The organism is Bacillus cereus group sp. MYBK5-2 (assembly GCF_051915685.1).
GTDB classification, from domain to species: Bacteria; Bacillota; Bacilli; order Bacillales; family Bacillaceae_G; genus Bacillus_A; species Bacillus_A cereus.
On the sequence record NZ_JBQAFE010000003.1, the window covers coordinates 641,125 to 655,598 of the forward strand.

The following is a 14,474-nucleotide window of genomic DNA, read 5'->3' on the forward strand; positions in this document are numbered from 1 at the left end:
ACAACAATAGGACCTATAAAGGGTCCTATTGCTGTTTTTATCCTGCATTGATTGCCCATAAATGTCCGATTGATGGGGGCTAATTATAGTTTTACTTTGTTATTTTTGCAAGGAAAGACCATCAAAATATGTTCTATAGTTATTTGAGAATTCGAAGTTGTTTTTTGCATCCCAATTAATAGACCAAGACATTAGGCCGCGGAATGCAGGATAGCCACTCTGGTTAGAAAGTTTATACTTTCCTCCGAACGGAACTCCTTTAATGATATAATTTAAAGCTTTTTTCATTTCAGTTGGCGAAATGTATCCACCACTTGGAGCTGCCGCTGGTGCTGCTGGAAGCCCAATCATGACTTGATCTGAACGAAGAGCTGGGAAAATGTTATTTGCATTACCACCTACAGGAAAACCATGTAAGAGCATATCTGCCATAGCGACCTCGTAGTCTGCAGTACCTTGATTGTAGTTATTACCGTCCATTCCAATCCCGCTACCAGCGTTGTAGTGTTGAACATGAATGTATGTTAGTTTATCTTTCACTCCGTAAATAATTGGTAAATATGCACCCCATATGCTTCCATATGCGCTATAACCGCCTTGAACATAAGCTGTTTCAGGAGCCATGCTTAATAGAAAATTTGGACCATAATGATCTGAGATTGTTCGAATAGCTGATATAAGATTTACGATTTGGGGAGTAGTTGGATTTTTGAAATTAGTGTCATTTCCGTTTAAGTAAATACCTGATTCAAGGTCAATATCTATCCCATCAAAACCGTATTTATCGATTAGAGACTGTATGGAATTAATAAAACGATCCTTAGCGGCATTGTCAGGAAGTAAAACAACTCCATTTTGTCCACCTATTGAAAGAACTACTTTCTTTCCTTTACTTTTTAAATAAGAAATATCTGATTTGAAGTCTGCATCTGTACCATACACAGGAGAAAATTCAACAGTGGAACGATCACCACCAGTTTCACCAAAAGATACATTGATTACATCCCATTTTGGTGAAACGTCTTTTAATTTAATAATGCCAGTACCGTTATCAAAGTTATGCCAATATCCAACGAGTAATTTTGAACCTAAATTGTTTGCTGCTTGTGCTTGGAAAGGGGATAGCGGTAGAAGTAAGAACATTACTAAAATACAACAAAAAAATTTGAACTTGTTTAACATATCAACACTCCTATACAAAAAGTTGTCTAGATGTATAATCTTGTTTATTTAATAATATCTGAAAATTCTTTCTTTTGTAAGGGGACTATAATTTTCTCAACAATTGTGTATGGGAAAGTATTAAACCTAATGTAATAATTTTTGAAGAAGGTTGAATTGCAATTGTTAAATTCAGAATATTTTGATATATTTTAAAGTATAGGACAAAATCTTTCGCACAGTACTCTTACATAAGTTTCAAAATTTAGTTTGGAAGGGGATGTACAAGATTTGGATAAAAATCTAAAGAAAGACCTCAAAATACGCCACATTACAATGATTTCAATTGGCGGCGTAATAGGGGCTGGTTTGTTTGTTGGAAGTGGTGCAGTTGTACATTCGGCAGGACCAGGTTCTATCGTTTCATATGCATTAGCAGGACTTCTAGTCATTTTCGTCATGAGAATGCTAGGAGAAATGGCAGCTGTTAATCCGACAAGTGGTTCATTTGCAACGTATGCAAGAGAAGCGATTGGTCCTTGGGCGGGTTATACAATAGGCTGGTTATACTGGTTTTTTTGGGTAATTGTTATTGCAATAGAAGCCACAGCAGGTGCTGGTATTATCCAATATTGGATTCCACAAATACCGCTTTGGTTATTAAGTTTAATATTAACAATTTTATTAACGCTGACGAACGTTTTTTCGGTGAAATCATTTGGAGAGTTTGAATATTGGTTTTCTTTTATTAAAGTAATAAGTATTGTTTTGTTCCTTTGTCTAGGTCTTGCTGTTATTTTAGGATTTGTTCCAGGAACAGAAGCACCCGGCACTTCGAATTTAATTGGACAAGGTGGATTTATGCCAAACGGTATAAGTTCGGTCCTGCTTGGAATTACTGTTGTTATATTTTCATTTATGGGATCAGAGATTGTAGCAGTAGCCGCAGGTGAATCTGCAGAACCTGTAAAAGCAGTAAAAACAGCAACAAACAGTGTGATTTGGCGTATTCTTGTATTTTTTATTGGGTCTATAGCGGTAGTTGTTACGCTACTGCCATGGAATTCAGCAAACATATTAAAAAGTCCATTTGTAGCTGTACTTGAACATATAGGAATACCAGCGGCAGCACAAATTATGAATTTTATCGTTTTAACAGCTGTACTTTCTTGCTTAAATTCAGGCTTATATACAAATTCAAGAATGCTTTTTTCAATGGCAGAAAGAGGAGATGCTCCAAAGTCATTTTTAAAATTGAACAGTAGTGGTGTTCCCGTTCGAGCGGTTTTATTTGGAACTTTCTTCGCTTATATTGGAGTTGTGTTTAGTTACATTTCTCCAGATAAAGTCTTTTTGTTTTTAGTGAATGCATCTGGCGGGATTGCGTTACTAGTTTATCTCGTTATTGCAGTTTCGCATTTAAAGATGCGTAAAAAAATGGGGAAAGTAGAACAACAAAATTTGAAAGTGAAAATGTGGCTTTTTCCGTATGTAACGTATGTTACAATTGCTGCTATTATAGCAGTTTTAGTTGCGATGTTCGCAATTGATACTTTACGTTCACAAGCATTTTTAACAATGTTTGTTACTGTTCTTATAATACTTTCTTATTTTATTTTTAATAGAAATAAAAATATCACAGTTTTGCATCCTAAAAGTAAGAATGAGGAATCTGTTCGATTCTAATTTTCTTATTTTCGAAGAGAGTTACACCCAATCATTGCTATAAAAGAATCATATATAATCATAGAAACAAGTAATTACTATTGTCATAGTGAATATAAACTTTTTTCTTGACTTTTTATACGAAGGCGAGCAAAATGGTAAAAAAGGAAGGGGGGATGATGATGGAAGAGTATGTATTAGAGCTGTATAACCTGTTATATACGACAGAATGGCAAGATATTGTTTCGTTTCTAGGAATCGTATTTTGCATGAAAATTGTAATTGTATATATGGAAGAGCAAGGTATGTTCTATTCCTTCTCATCTCCGTTCGATGTGCAGCGCGAGCCGTTGCTAAACTATGCCAATGTGAATTACGAACAATTTCCTTTTGTAGTTTTCTTTATGATTCGATTTATTACAGCAATTGTAAGGAAAAAGGAAAGTGACGATGAAGAGTGCCACTCAACTTGTAATATAGCGAATGTTTTTTAAGCTAAATACAAGGAGGAGATTTATATGTGGTTTCGATTTCTTATGATTGGTTTCTTTTCATTAACAGCAATTTCATTAATGGGATATCAAGTGTCTGAAATTTTTCAAGCATATAGCGATACATTTTTTAACAAAAACTAATCGCATTGCTATTTGAATAATAAAGCGATAAAATCCTTCTTAAGAAGTTTTATTAAGAAGGATTTTTTTCTTTGTCTGGTCTTGCTGTGTCAAACTATTGTCACATTTACACTGTGAATAATATGTTAAAATAGTGAGGTTATGTATACATACTTGAAGGAAGAGGGAGTGACCATTTTGGTGGATCAATCAACAAATCAGAAAAGCTATGCTCCTATTGTGATAACGCTTTCTGTAATTGTAAATGCGATTATTTTATTTTTGTTCTTTGGACCTGTTGGCTATGAAGGAGAAGTACATTTTGATGTAACGATTTTACCAATGTTAAACGCGATTTTTAATAGCTTTACGTTCGTATTTTTATTAGCAGCGTTATTCTCTATTATTAAAAAGAATGTGAAAATGCATCGTGGTTTTATCCTTGCAGCATTTACGACAACTTTACTATTTTGTGTGTCGTATTTATCGTATCATTACTTAGCGCCGGCAACACATTTTGGCGGAGAAGGATTCATTAAATATGTGTATTTCATCATTTTAATTACACATATTATCCTAGCAGCAATTATCGTACCACTTGCATTGTTTGCGCTTGTATTTGGTTTTACAAATCAATTAACACGTCACCGTAAAATTGTACGTTGGACGATGCCGATTTGGTTATATGTAAGTTTATCTGGTGTTATTGTTTACTTAATGATCTCACCTTATTACCAATAAAAAAATCTCAGCCTGTAGGCTGGGATTTTTTTATTAAGCAAATATTTTTGTGAAATGAAAAAAATATGGTATACAAAAGTATAGTTGCTTTTCATATAGAAGGGATGGTAAAGAAATATGCAAAATTTTGTATTTCGTAATCCAACGAAACTTATTTTCGGTAAAGGTCAATTAGAACAGTTAAAAACTGAAATTCCACAGTTCGGTAAAAAAGTTCTTCTCGTATACGGGGGAGGCAGCATTAAAAGAAACGGTATTTATGATAATATAATTTCTATTTTAAAGGATATTAATGTAGAAGTATTTGAATTAACAGGTGTTGAACCGAATCCACGTGTATCAACTGTAAAGAAAGGGATTCAAATTTGTAAAGAGAATGGTGTTGAATTTATTTTAGCAGTTGGTGGAGGAAGTGTAATCGACTGTACGAAGGCAATTGCAGCTGGTAGTAAGTACGATGGAGATGTATGGGATATTGTAACGAAAAAAACATTTGCTAATGAGGCATTACCATTTGGTACTGTACTTACTCTTGCAGCAACAGGATCTGAAATGAATGCAGGCTCGGTAATTACAAACTGGGAAACGAATGAAAAGTATGGATGGGGTAGCCCGGTTACTTTCCCGCAGTTTTCGATTTTAGATCCAGTTCATACTACTTCTGTACCGAAAGATCAAACAATTTACGGTATGGTAGATATTATGTCGCACGTATTAGAACAATATTTCCATCATGGAACGAATACAGAACTACAAGATCGTTATTGTGAAGCTGTTTTAAAAACAGTAATTGAGACAGCTCCTAAGCTTTTAAGTGATTTAGAAAATTATGAGCATAGAGAAACTATTTTATATTGTGGTACTATGGCGTTAAACGGCATTTTAGCAATGGGAGTAAAAGGAGATTGGGCGACTCATAATATTGAGCATGCAGTTTCTGCTGTTCATGATATACCACACGGGGGTGGCCTTGCGATTTTATTCCCGAACTGGATGAAGCATGTTGTAGAGGAAAATGTAAGTCGTTTTAAACAGTTTGCTATTCGAGTATTCAATGTAGAAACAGATGGAAAGACTGATCGAGAAATTGCGTTAGAAGGAATTCAGGCGTTACGTCAATTTTGGACTTCAATTGAGGCGCCAGTAACATTATCTGATTACGCTATTGGAGAAAATGAAATTGATTTAATGGCGGATAAAGCGATGGCGTATGGTGAATTTGGTAACTTTAAAAAATTAAATAAAGATGATGTTTTAAGTATATATAAAGCTTCTTTATAAGTGAATTTAGAAAAGAAACCTATTTGATTGTTTGATCGAATAGGTTTCTTTTTGCTGTTTATAAACGTTTTTGGATGTTTTTGATTATTTTTGATTGTTTACGGTTGATTTTTGTGACCGTTTTCATTATACTGTAATCAAAGAAGAGGTGAATAAAATGTTAACTCCTGAACGTCATCAAATGATATTGCAACTTGTAAAAGAACAGAAAGTTGTAAAATTACAGCAATTAGTTGAAAGAACAGAAAGCTCTGAATCGACAATTCGCCGTGATTTAGCGCAATTGGAAAAGCAAAGGTTATTAAAAAGAGTTCATGGTGGTGCCGCTGTTTTAACAGGAAAAGGGCAAGAACCAACGATGGTTGAAAAATCATCCAAAAACATTCAAATAAAACAACAAATTGCTAAGTATGCGGCTAGCGTTATTGAACAAGGTGATTGTATTTATTTAGATGCAGGAAGTACAACATTTGAAATGATTCCATTTTTAATAAATAAAGATGTTACTGTCGTTACGAATGGACTTATGCATATTGAAGCTTTAGTTGAAAATAATATTCGTGCGTATTTACTAGGCGGAATGATGAAGAGTAGGACGAAAGCTTTAATCGGTGCTATGGCACAGGAAAGTATGCAGAAGTATCGTTTTGATAAATGTTTTTTAGGTGCAAATGGTGTACATGAACAGCTTGGCTTTACAACGCCAGATCCAGAAGAAGCGCTCTTAAAACAAATGGCATTAACATTAGCAAACGAAGGATATTTCTTAATTGATGAAAGTAAGTTTTCAGAAGTTGCATTTGCGAAAATTGCAAATGTTGAAGATGCAAATATTATTACAAACCATTTAGAAATTGATTTAGAAAAATATAAACAACAAACCAATGTAATTGAGGCTGATAAACAATGATCTATACAGTTACTTTAAACCCATCTATTGATTATGTAGTGCAAGTTTCTTCTTTTGATTTAGGAACAATAAATCGAGCGGAAAAAGATATGAAGTTTCCTGGAGGAAAAGGAATTAATGTTTCTCGTGTTCTTCAGCGTTTAGGTGTTAAAAATATAGCACTTGGATTTACTGGTGGATTTACTGGTCAATTTATTAAAGAGGTATTACAGACGGAAGGTGTAACAACAAACTTCGTCCAAGTAGATGAAGATACTCGCATTAATGTGAAAATAAAAGGGGAAGAAGAAACAGAATTAAATGGCCAAGGTCCTATTGTAACAAAAGAGCAGTTCGAACAGTTAATGAAAAAAATTGAGAGTATGCAACCTGGAGATTGTGTTGTACTTGCTGGGAGTGTACCAGTTTCTATTCCAAGTACCTTTTACGAATCAATTGCTGCGTTTGGAGCTGAAAAAGGTATTCGTGTAGTAGTAGATGCAAGTGGAAGTGCACTGCAACATGTAATTAAAAATAAGCCATTTTTAATTAAGCCAAACCACCATGAACTTGGTGAGTTGTTTGGAGTGGAGCTTTCAACAGTAGAGGACGTTTTACCTTATGGAAGAAAATTAATTGAACAAGGTGTAAAACACGTTATCGTATCGATGGCTGGAGAGGGAGCTTTATTATTTACGGCAGAAGGTATATATGAAGCGACTGTTCCAAAAGGTGTTGTAATTAATTCAGTTGGGGCCGGGGATTCTCTTGTTGCAGGGTTTGTAGGCAAATATGAACAGACAAAAGATATTGAAAAGGCATTTCAATACGGCGTTGCAACAGGGAGTGCAACAGCATTTTCAGCTGATTTATGTAAGAAGGAAAAAGTAGAAGAATTATTGTCGCAAGTAATTGTAGCTAAGCGATAGGGGGAAGCAACATATGAAAATTACAGAACTATTAAAAAGGGATACAGTCATTATGGATTTGACAGCTTCAAATAAAGAAGCTGTCATAGATGAATTAGTTGAGAAATTAAACGGGGCAAATCGTTTAAATAGTAAAACGGAATTTAAAGAAGCTATTTTAAAGCGGGAGGCCCAAAGTACGACTGGAATAGGGGAAGGTATTGCAATACCTCATGCGAAGACAAAGGCTGTTAAACAACCATCGATTTGTTTTGGTAGAAGTGTAAGCGGTATCAATTATGAGTCGCTTGACGGACAGCCAGCACACTTATTCTTTATGATTGCTGCAAGTGAAGGAGCGAATAACACTCATTTAGAAACGTTGTCTCGTTTATCGACATTATTAATGGATGAAGGATTTCGCAAGCAACTATTAGAAGCAAAGGATGAAAGTGAGCTTCTTCAACTATTTGATGAAAAAGAGAATGAAAAAGAAGAAGAGATTGAAGTCGCAAAACCAGAAGGAAATGAACCGTACGTACTTGCTGTTACAGCTTGTCCAACTGGAATCGCTCACACATATATGGCAGCGGATAGCTTAAAAGCAAAAGCGACAGAGTTAGGAATAGCGATTAAAGTTGAAACAAACGGATCAACAGGTATTAAAAACGGTTTAACGAAAGAGGATATTGAACGTGCAACAGCTATTATTGTTGCGGCGGATAAACAAGTAGAAATGAATCGTTTTGCTGGTAAACATGTCATTCAAGTGCCAGTTGCTGATGGGATTCGAAAAACGGAAAATCTGCTTAAGCGAGCTGTCAAACAAGATGCACCAATCTTTAAAGGTGTAAAAGAGGACGGGAAATCAGAAAGTATTGAGGGAGAAAAAGGATTAGGAATTTATAAGCATTTAATGAGCGGTGTAAGTAATATGCTTCCATTCGTTGTTGGTGGCGGGATTTTAATAGCGCTAGCGTTTTCGTTTGGTGGTATAAAGGCGGAAGGTCCTTTAGCTGAATTGTTCATGTCAATTGGTGGAGGAAAAACAGGTGCGTTTTTATTCCTTGTACCAATTTTAGCTGGATTTATTGCAAGTTCTATTGCTGATCGTCCTGGTTTTATGCCTGGTGTTGTAGGTGGATTTTTAGCGGCGAATGCGAATGCTGGATTTTTAGGTGGGTTAATTGCTGGTTTCTTAGCTGGATATGTTGTTTTAGGGTTGAAAAGATTATTTTCAGGACTACCAGTACAATTAGAAGGAATTAAACCTGTATTGTTATATCCAGTCTTTGGATTATTGATTACAGGAGTTGTAATGCAAAAAGTAGTAATTCCGCCTGTAGTAGCATTAAATGAAATGTTGACAGGGTGGTTAAATGGTTTAAACGGTACGAATGCTATATTACTAGGTCTTATTTTAGGTGGTATGATGGCAATTGATATGGGGGGGCCAATTAATAAAGCGGCATTTACGTTTGGTATTGCTGCAATAGAAGCACAGAATTTTGGAGTGCACTCAGCAGTTATGGCTGGTGGGATGGTACCGCCACTCGCGATTGCATTCGCAACTACATTCTTTAAATCAAAGTTTACAGAAGCGGAACGTAAATCTGGTTTAACAAATTATATTATGGGAGCATCGTTCATTACAGAAGGTGCGATTCCGTTTGCTGCTGCAGATCCGGTTCGAGTAATCGTAAGTTGTGTTGTTGGTTCAAGTATTGCAGGTGCGTTATCTATGTTATTCCAAATTACATTACCGGCACCGCATGGTGGATTATTTGTAATAGCGTTAGTAAATAAACCGTTACTATATATTTTCTCTATATTAATTGGAACAATTGTTTCGGCTGTTATGCTAGGTGTTTGGAAAAAGAAAGTTCAATAACAAATAAAAAGAGAGCAGTTTTAGTAGCTGCTCTCTTTTTATTACAAAAAAATAGGTTAACAATTGAATATTGATGTTTTTTGGTAAAGGATGTAACGAATTGTGAATTTTTTGTAACAAAAAAGTAACACTGTAATTTTTTCTGGAAAAAAGTTCTTGTGCTCGTATATGAAAAATATATGAAAACCACTGGAGATTGTATTAGAAATACATTTTATTAATATGGAAATTTATGTTACAACTCGTTAATCGTATATTACGAATGCTTTGTAATTGTGTGATTTCTAAAAATTCTAAAAATCTGTTGCTATAATGAAAATACGAAAACAAAGCAAATGGAGGCTATTCATGAAAAAATTATTAGGTATAGCAACAGCAGCAGTTTTTGGTCTTGGGATTTTTGCGGGTTCTGCTAAAGCGGAAACAATTGTAACAACAGACGTATTAAATGTTAGAGAAAACCCAAATGTAGAGTCAAAGCTTGTAGGTAAAGTGTTCAGTGGGAATACACTAGATGTTATAAATACAGAAAATGGATGGACAAAAATTAAGTTGAACGGTAAGGAAGCGTTTGTAAGTGCCGATTTTACAAAGAGCACATATTATGTAACGGCGGGCGTATTAAATGTTCGTGCTGGAGCGAATACTGATTCTGAAATTTTAGGTAAACTTAATAAAAATGATGTGATTGAAACGACGAATCAAGTTCAAAATGAATGGTTACAATTCGACTACAATGGAAAAGTTGGATATGTTCACGTGCCATTTTTAACAGGAACAGCACCTGTAATCGAAAAGAAAGAGGTTGTAGCTCAAGAAGAAGCGCCAGCTAGAACAAATACGCCAGTTAAAAATAATACAGTAGTTAAGAATAAAGAGTCTGTTAAGAGTAACGATTCTATTAAGAATGTAGAATCAAGTAAACCTGTGGTAAAAGAAAAACCGGCTGCAAAACCAGTTGCAAAATCTACTGAAACAAGTGCGCCTACTGGTGGTCGTGAAATTACAGTAGAAGCGACGGCATATACAGCAGATCCGAGTGAGAATGGTTCGTATGGTGGTCGTGTATTAACTGCAATGGGGCATGATTTAACAGCAAATCCAAATATGAAAGTAATTGCTGTTGATCCGAAAGTAATTCCGCTTGGATCAAAAGTATGGGTAGAAGGATATGGAGAAGCGATTGCTGGAGACACTGGTGGTGCGATTAAAGGAAATCGTATTGATGTATTAGTCGGTTCAGATGGTAGTGCTAATAGCTGGGGGCGCAAATCTGTAAAAGTGAAAGTTATACAATAGGTTATCGATATTAATATAAAAAGCGGTTGCTTGAAACTATGTAAGCAGCCGCTTTTTATGGATTATTGAAATGGATAAATAGTTTTACCTGTAATAATTTTATATGCACTGCAAAATTGCGTTTGTATATATTCTGTATTTTTATTTTCTGGATGTAGTGTTGTTTCATGGAGAGTAGAATGAAAAGCCCGTAGTAAACAATTTAGGGCGAAGTATAATTCCTCTTGTGAACAATTTTGTTCTTTTGTAGAAGTGGCTAAAATGAGGTCTTTTGTCAAAGATGAAAAATTGATGGTGGATTGTTTCATAGTTAACTCATCCTCTCGAAACTATTTTTATCATGTATATGCAGAATTGGACAAACTATGTTCTTTTTTCTGTATAATTTCATGTACCGAAATGAAAGAACTTGCAATCATGCCGTTAAAATTGGTAAGATTGGGTATAATCAATAGATGGAGTATATTACATAAAGAGAGTTGAATGATATGGGAGAAGTGCAACGTGAAAAAGTTGCTGTCATCATTGGACCAACTGCTGTTGGAAAGACGAAGTTAAGTATCGATCTTGCCAAAGCGTTGAACGGTGAAATTATTAGTGGTGATTCCATGCAGATCTATCGAACGATGGATATTGGAACTGCAAAGGTAACAAAAGCAGAGATGGACGGAATTCCACATTATATGATCGATATAAAAAATCCGGAAGATTCATTTTCTGTCGCGGAATTTCAAGAACGTGTTCGCAAGCATATTCGAGAAATTACAGAACGTGGTAAATTACCAATTATAGTTGGTGGGACCGGTCTTTATATACAATCTGTTTTATTCGATTATCAGTTTACAGATGATGCTGGTGATGTGATATACCGAGAGCAAATGGAAAAGTTAGCTTTAGAACGCGGTGTGGAATATGTACATAAAAAATTGCAAGAAGTAGATCCAGAAAGTGCGGAGCGTATTCATGCAAATAATGTACGACGTGTCATTCGGGCGTTAGAAATTTTCCACATGACGGGTGAAAAAATGAGTGACCAAATTGAGAAACAAGAAAAAGAGTTACTCTATGATGTTTCATTAATTGGCTTGACAATGGATCGAGAAATGCTATACGATCGCATTAACTTACGAGTGGATTTGATGATGGAACAAGGCCTATTAGAGGAAGTAGAAGGGCTGTATAATAGAGGGATACGAGATTGTCAATCTATTCAAGCGATTGGATATAAAGAAATCTATGATTATTTTGAGAATCGAGCCTCTTTAGAAGATGCGGTGTCACAATTAAAGACGAATTCGCGTCGTTATGCAAAACGTCAATTAACGTGGTTCCGTAATAAAATGGATGTCACGTGGTTTGATGTTACAGACGGTGAAAAAACGTCAGAAATTTTACGATACATAGAAGGAAAGTTACAAGTAAAGTCGAATAATAGTAAGTAGAGAAAAAGAGGAGGATTCGACATGAAGCAATCAATCAATATTCAAGATCAGTTTTTAAATCAACTCCGTAAAGAAAATACGTTTGTTACGCTGTACTTATTAAATGGTTTCCAGCTTCGTGGACTAATTAAAGGATTTGATAATTTTACAGTCCTGCTGGAAACAGAAGGTAAGCAGCAGCTTATTTATAAACATGCAATTTCTACATTTGTACCACAAAAAAATGTTTCAATTGAATTAGAATAGTAATGAATTATTGTACATAACAAAAAAGAGCGAGGAAACTCGCTCTTTTTTTATTTGTCATAAACAATATATGATGAAATTTAAGCGATTCTAAATACAGTAAGGCGGATATTAGTATTTCCTGTCGCAGGGATCGTAATCTCATTAAGAGTAGATTGAACAGAAATTCTTGCACCAGCTGCTAATGTTTCGATTGTAGTAAATGAAAGTGAGTCGCCTATTAAATTTGAAGAGAAATTATCAGTTGCGACTGCTCCATTAATTGAAATTCCTACTCCGAGTGGAGCGCATCCTGGCGCAGTTGTAGAAATGGATACGCTAATTACATAAATACCACCGTTAATAACAGTAACTGTATCTGTGCCGTTGAAGATAATATTGTTTACGTTAATTGCAGTACTAAAAATAAAGTTATTAAATTGCAGTACTGTTTGCTGAATATTGTTTGTTACAACAATTGTTGCTATAGGGAAGCTAGGTCCAGTTGGCCCAGTAGGTCCGGTAGGTCCACCAGAAGGTCCAGTAGGTCCAGTAACTCCTATGCCAGTAGCGCCGGTAGCACCCGTTGGTCCTTGAATGCCTTGAGGTCCAGTAGCGCCAGTAGCACCTGTGTTACCTTGAACACCTTGAGGTCCAGTGGCACCGGTAGCACCTGTGTTACCTTGAACACCTTGAGGTCCAGTAGCACCGGTAGCACCTGTGTTACCTTGAGCACCCTGAGGTCCAGTAGCACCAGTAGCACCTGTGTTGCCTTGAACACCTTGAGGTCCAGTGGCACCGGTAGCACCAGTGTTACCTTGAACACCTTGAGGTCCAGTAGCACCAGTAGCACCAGTGGCACCCGTGTTACCTTGAACACCTTGAGGTCCAGTAGCACCAGTAGCACCTGTGTTACCTTGAACACCTTGAGGCCCAGTAGCGCCAGTAGCACCAGTGTTACCTTGAACACCTTGAGGTCCAGTGGCACCGGTAGCACCTGTGTTACCTTGAACACCTTGAGGTCCAGTAGCACCGGTAGCACCCGTGTTACCTTGAACACCTTGAGGTCCAGTGGCACCGGTAGCACCAGTGTTACCTTGAACACCTTGAGGTCCAGTAGCGCCGGTAGCACCAGTAGCACCTGTGTTACCTTGAACACCTTGAGGTCCAGTAGCACCGGTAGCACCTGTGTTACCTTGAACACCTTGAGGTCCAGTGGCACCGGTAGCACCAGTGTTACCTTGAACACCTTGAGGTCCAGTAGCACCGGTAGCACCTGTGTTACCTTGAACACCTTGAGGTCCAGTAGCGCCGGTAGCGCCCGTGTTACCTTGAACACCTTGAGGTCCAGTGGCACCGGTAGCACCGGTAGCACCTGTGTTACCTTGAACACCTTGAGGTCCAGTAGCACCAGTAGCGCCCGTGTTACCTTGAACACCCTGAGGTCCAGTAGCACCTGTGTTACCTTGAACGCCTTGAGGTCCAGTAGCACCTGTGTTACCTTGAGCACCTTGAGGTCCAGTAGCACCTGTGTTACCTTGAGCACCTTGAGGTCCAGTGGCACCAGTAGCACCTGTGTTACCTTGAACGCCTTGAGGTCCAGTAGCACCTGTGTTACCTTGAGCACCTTGAGGTCCAGTAGCACCAGTAGCACCTGTGTTGCCTTGAACACCTTGAGGTCCAGTAGCGCCGGTAGCGCCGGTAGCACCAGTAGCACCCGTGTTACCTTGAACACCTTGAGGTCCAGTGGCACCGGTAGCACCTGTGTTACCTTGAGGTCCCTGAGGTCCAGTGGCACCAGTAGCACCTGTGTTACCTTGAGCACCTTGAGGTCCAGTAGCACCAGTAGCACCTGTGTTGCCTTGAACACCTTGAGGTCCAGTAGCACCAGTAGCACCTGTATTGCCTTGAACACCTTGAGGTCCAGTAGCACCTGTGTTACCTTGAACACCTTGAGGTCCAGTGGCACCGGTAGCACCAGTGTTACCTTGAACACCTTGAGGTCCAGTAGCACCAGTAGCACCTGTATTGCCTTGAACACCTTGAGGTCCAGTAGCGCCGGTAGCACCTGTGTTACCTTGAGGTCCCTGAGGTCCAGTAGGTCCAGGAGGCCCGCCAGAAGGTCCGGTAGGTCCGGTAACTCCTATACCAGTAGCGCCGGTAGCACCTGTGTTACCTTGAACACCTTGAGGTCCAGTAGCACCAGTAGCACCTGTGTTACCTTGAGCACCTTGAGGTCCAGTGGCACCGGTAGCGCCAGTAGCGCCCGTGTTACCTTGAGGTCCAGTAGCGCCGGTAGCGCCCGTGTTACCTCGAGGTCCAGTGGCACCGGTAGCGCCAGTAGCGCCCGTGTTACCT

13 protein-coding genes are annotated in these 14,474 nt (G+C 37.8%); 10 read left to right on the forward strand and 3 right to left on the reverse strand.

What is annotated here, in order from left to right; genetic code table 11:
- Positions 1–99: 99 nt before the first annotated feature.
- Positions 100–1,182, reverse strand: a complete 1,083-nt coding sequence (locus tag ACTFP3_RS15645; protein WP_440010794.1) for a chitinase — start codon at positions 1,180–1,182, stop codon at positions 100–102.
- 270 nt (positions 1,183–1,452) lie between these two features.
- On the opposite strand from ACTFP3_RS15645, the gene gabP reads away from it, so the two are divergent.
- The 8 genes from gabP (at position 1,453) to entD (ending at position 10,449) form a co-directional block, all read left to right on the forward strand.
- Positions 1,453–2,847, forward strand: coding sequence for a GABA permease (gene gabP / locus ACTFP3_RS15650; protein ID WP_000360111.1), 1,395 nt, complete (start codon positions 1,453–1,455; stop codon positions 2,845–2,847).
- Between the two features lie 134 nt (positions 2,848–2,981).
- Positions 2,982–3,320: a hypothetical protein gene (locus ACTFP3_RS15655; RefSeq protein WP_002026213.1), complete on the forward strand. Its 339-nt coding sequence runs from the start codon at positions 2,982–2,984 to the stop codon at positions 3,318–3,320.
- A gap of 318 nt (positions 3,321–3,638) precedes the next feature.
- The gene (locus tag ACTFP3_RS15660) at positions 3,639–4,181 is read left to right on the forward strand and encodes a DUF420 domain-containing protein (RefSeq protein WP_000228315.1); all 543 of its coding nucleotides are present in this window, start codon (positions 3,639–3,641) and stop codon (positions 4,179–4,181) included.
- A 117-nt stretch (positions 4,182–4,298) separates the two neighbouring features.
- The gene (locus tag ACTFP3_RS15665; RefSeq protein WP_001179074.1) at positions 4,299–5,462 is read left to right on the forward strand and encodes an iron-containing alcohol dehydrogenase; all 1,164 of its coding nucleotides are present in this window, start codon (positions 4,299–4,301) and stop codon (positions 5,460–5,462) included.
- A 157-nt stretch (positions 5,463–5,619) separates the two neighbouring features.
- Positions 5,620–6,372, forward strand: a complete 753-nt coding sequence (locus tag ACTFP3_RS15670) for a DeoR/GlpR family DNA-binding transcription regulator (RefSeq protein ID WP_000957279.1) — start codon at positions 5,620–5,622, stop codon at positions 6,370–6,372.
- Positions 6,369–7,280, forward strand: a complete 912-nt coding sequence (pfkB, locus tag ACTFP3_RS15675) for a 1-phosphofructokinase (protein WP_000640859.1) — start codon at positions 6,369–6,371, stop codon at positions 7,278–7,280. Before ACTFP3_RS15670 ends, pfkB begins: the two co-directional genes overlap by 4 nt.
- Before the next feature lie 13 nt (positions 7,281–7,293).
- Positions 7,294–9,150 (forward strand): PTS fructose transporter subunit IIABC, encoded by a 1,857-nt coding sequence (locus ACTFP3_RS15680; protein ID WP_000704605.1) that lies wholly within the window; start codon positions 7,294–7,296, stop codon positions 9,148–9,150.
- 348 nt (positions 9,151–9,498) lie between these two features.
- Entirely contained in the window at positions 9,499–10,449 is a 951-nt protein-coding gene (gene entD / locus ACTFP3_RS15685; RefSeq protein WP_000734610.1) for a cell wall-binding protein EntD, read from the forward strand.
- 62 nt (positions 10,450–10,511) lie between these two features.
- On the opposite strand, the gene ACTFP3_RS15690 is transcribed toward entD, so the two are convergent.
- A complete protein-coding gene (locus ACTFP3_RS15690) occupies positions 10,512–10,757 on the reverse strand; it encodes a hypothetical protein (protein ID WP_000814429.1) in 246 nt (81 codons plus the stop codon).
- 180 nt (positions 10,758–10,937) lie between these two features.
- Here ACTFP3_RS15690 and miaA point away from each other — a divergent pair, with 180 nt between their 5' ends.
- Both miaA and hfq read left to right on the forward strand, forming a co-directional pair.
- Entirely contained in the window at positions 10,938–11,891 is a 954-nt protein-coding gene (gene miaA / locus ACTFP3_RS15695; RefSeq protein ID WP_000504927.1) for a tRNA (adenosine(37)-N6)-dimethylallyltransferase MiaA, read from the forward strand.
- Between the two features lie 21 nt (positions 11,892–11,912).
- Positions 11,913–12,137: an RNA chaperone Hfq gene (gene hfq, locus ACTFP3_RS15700; RefSeq protein WP_000813896.1), complete on the forward strand. Its 225-nt coding sequence runs from the start codon at positions 11,913–11,915 to the stop codon at positions 12,135–12,137.
- 80 nt (positions 12,138–12,217) lie between these two features.
- On the opposite strand, the gene ACTFP3_RS15705 is transcribed toward hfq, so the two are convergent.
- The coding region (locus ACTFP3_RS15705; RefSeq protein ID WP_440010797.1) for a Gly-Xaa-Xaa repeat protein at positions 12,218–14,474 on the reverse strand (2,257 nt) is incomplete at its 5' end.

Coding starts and splice junctions, on each gene's coding strand:
- miaA (WP_000504927.1), top strand. CDS start 10,938: ATGGGAGAAGTGCAACGTGAAAAAGTTGCTGTCATCATTGGACCAACT.
- ACTFP3_RS15670 (WP_000957279.1), top strand. CDS start 5,620: ATGTTAACTCCTGAACGTCATCAAATGATATTGCAACTTGTAAAAGAA.
- ACTFP3_RS15645 (WP_440010794.1), bottom strand. CDS start 1,182: ATGTTAAACAAGTTCAAATTTTTTTGTTGTATTTTAGTAATGTTCTTA.
- ACTFP3_RS15680 (WP_000704605.1), top strand. CDS start 7,294: ATGAAAATTACAGAACTATTAAAAAGGGATACAGTCATTATGGATTTG.
- hfq (WP_000813896.1), top strand. CDS start 11,913: ATGAAGCAATCAATCAATATTCAAGATCAGTTTTTAAATCAACTCCGT.
- pfkB (WP_000640859.1), top strand. CDS start 6,369: ATGATCTATACAGTTACTTTAAACCCATCTATTGATTATGTAGTGCAA.
- ACTFP3_RS15665 (WP_001179074.1), top strand. CDS start 4,299: ATGCAAAATTTTGTATTTCGTAATCCAACGAAACTTATTTTCGGTAAA.
- entD (WP_000734610.1), top strand. CDS start 9,499: ATGAAAAAATTATTAGGTATAGCAACAGCAGCAGTTTTTGGTCTTGGG.
- ACTFP3_RS15655 (WP_002026213.1), top strand. CDS start 2,982: ATGGTAAAAAAGGAAGGGGGGATGATGATGGAAGAGTATGTATTAGAG.
- ACTFP3_RS15690 (WP_000814429.1), bottom strand. CDS start 10,757: ATGAAACAATCCACCATCAATTTTTCATCTTTGACAAAAGACCTCATT.